The organism is Chloroherpetonaceae bacterium (assembly GCA_025056565.1).
Classification (GTDB): domain Bacteria; phylum Bacteroidota; class Chlorobiia; order Chlorobiales; family Thermochlorobacteraceae; genus Thermochlorobacter.
In genome coordinates this window covers 1-1470 of record JANWWA010000035.1, presented here as the reverse complement: position 1 = coordinate 1470, position 1470 = coordinate 1, and the positions used below count along the sequence as shown (strand labels likewise).

Annotated in this window: 2 protein-coding genes; both read left to right on the top strand. The window is 35.9% G+C overall.

Going from position 1 to position 1470, the window contains the following annotated elements; translation table 11 throughout:
- Window positions 1-916, top strand: a 916-nt coding sequence (locus tag NZM05_12525; GenBank protein MCS7014439.1) for a hypothetical protein, incomplete at its 5' end; no start/stop codon positions are given.
- A 174-nt stretch (window positions 917-1090) separates the two neighbouring features.
- Window positions 1091-1354: a hypothetical protein gene (locus tag NZM05_12520; GenBank protein ID MCS7014438.1), complete on the top strand. Its 264-nt coding sequence runs from the start codon at window positions 1091-1093 to the stop codon at window positions 1352-1354.
- Window positions 1355-1470: the final 116 nt, after the last annotated feature.

Genomic DNA, 1470 nt, shown 5'->3' with positions numbered 1-1470 from the left:
GGAAGCTACAGGCGATATTGAAAATTCGCCTAACGCCAAAGAAGACGGCAAGGAAAATAAAAATGACATAATAAATAACATAATACCTTTGTTACAGACTGGAAATGAAGACAATAATGAAAATGAAAATGAAAATGAAGAAAACAAGATAAACGAAAAAGAAAATGATGAATACAAAGAAAATGAAGACAATAATGAAAATGAAAATGAAGAAAACAAGATAAACGAAAAAGAAAATGATGAAGACAATAATAAAAATGATATAAATGGAGAAGATTGGGGAATTAAGAATTCAAGGCAGGCATTTTCCTTGGATAATAGATATACTATAAACCGCCTGAAGGCAGTTTTTGCTGCTGTAATAGGAAAGGTCGCTGAGGACCTTTCGTATGAAATAACGGAAGGTGATGACGAGTGGGACATGAATGCACTTCTCATGCGACGCTATTCTGGACGTTCTATTTTTTCTTGCCGTCAATCCAGAAAAAAAGAACGTGTTGTAATTGCTTTGGATACGAGCGGTTCTTGCATGAAACAAGCAGATTTTTTTGCTAACATTGCCGAGATTGCACTCCAGTTAGGAGATGTAGAACTCTACGATGCTCCTAACGGAGAAACATTCTCGTATAACAATGGACAGGGTTGGCAAAGTTTTTTTGATCACCAGTCTCGCATTATACCTTGGCACATGCTTCGAGGTCGCCATATTATCTTCTTTGGCGACTTTGATGCTGCCGTGTTTGTTGTTGACGCCAGCATGAAAAACAAAGTGTACTGGTTCTCATGTGAGACCAGATACGAAACATCTTCCGAATACGGATGGTTTCTTGGGTCTGGACAAGGCAAATTTAAAGGAAAGTATTTCCGCTGTGTCGATGAAGAAGATTTTATTAAACTTTCTAAAAAGATAAAATAATTTCTTTAAGATAAAAAAAAATCACGGCGCAAGCATGTCTTGCGCCGTTTTTTTTCGCATAGCAGTTCTATGTGTGAGACCATGTAAAGTGCAATGCGTATACGTATAATAGATTTCTTTTCTTTTTATCACAATTTTTTTTTCTTTAACGAAAATTCAGTAGGAGGAAAAAAGATGAAATACGAACTTTCTCGTGTCATGATTCGTGTGTCTCCAGAAGAGATAGAGGAACAAGACCGTTATAATCCTGACATGTTTACGTCGTGTTCTTACGATACGCCAGAACGGTATGTTGTAAAAGCATATTGTTTTGAACACGCACATGCAACTGTGCTTTTTTACAATGACGGCGAAATCTTTCTCTGTGATAACAAAGGACTGATATTCTATTTTGACAAAACAGATAAAAATGACTATGGTTCTTCTTTTTCTATTTAATTCTATTTAATAAAATCAAAAAGTGCGTTTGAAAAAAACCCCTTGTAGCGTTTAAGCGACAAGGGGTGTTTACATGACTACCCTAAAGTTTCTATTTTAGCATTGGTAGTTCATAC

What these genes read in the sequence shown, in the direction of transcription:
- NZM05_12520 (MCS7014438.1), top strand. Translation starts at nt 1,091, where the DNA reads ATGAAATACGAACTTTCTCGTGTCATGATTCGTGTGTCTCCAGAAGAG.